This is a genomic window from Blautia sp. AF34-10, assembly GCF_003477865.1.
GTDB classification, from domain to species: domain Bacteria; phylum Bacillota; class Clostridia; order Lachnospirales; family Lachnospiraceae; genus Fusicatenibacter; species Fusicatenibacter saccharivorans.
Genome location: NZ_QUED01000092.1, coordinates 1 through 787 on the forward strand (window position 1 = coordinate 1; position 787 = coordinate 787).

1 protein-coding gene and 1 pseudogene are annotated in these 787 nt (G+C 44.6%); both read right to left on the reverse strand.

Translation table 11 applies throughout. The features are described from left to right. Positions 1 to 527: pseudogene (locus DWZ60_RS17015) on the reverse strand (IS200/IS605 family accessory protein TnpB-related protein); the annotation flags it as partial. 19 nt (positions 528 to 546) lie between these two features. Continuing rightward, positions 547 to 787, reverse strand: a 241-nt coding sequence (gene tnpA / locus DWZ60_RS17020) for an IS200/IS605 family transposase (RefSeq protein ID WP_119222192.1), incomplete at its 5' end; no start/stop codon positions are given.

Here is a 787-nt window from a genome sequence, read left to right on the forward strand (position 1 = left end):
TTTTTGCCCGACCAGTGTTTTCTTAAATATTCCATATCCGTATGTTTCAGCCGCACAGCAAACCATTTCCAGTCATGGCCATCGTACAGTTTTAAAAAGGCCGCATCTTTCTCTTCTGTGTTTTCACGGTACATGACATCGTGGTAAAAAACAGGCATGGCATACTGCTCACTTTTCAGATACGGCTTTCCTGTTTTCTGTCCCTCTGCTTTCCACTGTTCCAGACGCGTCCGATAAGAAGATACACTCCCAAGCGCATGCTGGACTGCCGCCCGTCTGAAATAGGATGGCATCTTGGGAAAGCAGAAATCAAAATCAAACCGGGCCGGATTCCGTTTCGTTGTATGCACCAGATGTTCCGCTGCATTGAAACGTTTCTTACTTTCTTCAATTTTGACCAGTTCTTCCCATACAGATTCATACACTTCGACCAGATAGCGGACAGCAGAACGGTAAATCTCCAGTGTCTGGCGGATCGGAATATTCTGTTTTCGTAATTCTACACCATAACTGGATATGATTTTCATTCGCTTTTTCCTCCGGGTTTTAACGGGATTTTTCCTTCTGCCCTTCTATGTAAGCAAATACCTGTTCACGGCTCCGGTCACTGACCGTTACAGCACAATAAGACGGATTCCACAAATGCCCTCCCCACAACTCTTTCTTTAGCTCTGGATACAAAAGGAACATCTGGCGCGCAAGATTCCCCTTCATGATTTTGATCATGTCTGAAATATAAAACTGTGGTCGACAATCTACAAGCAGATGAATATGATCCGGCATAACC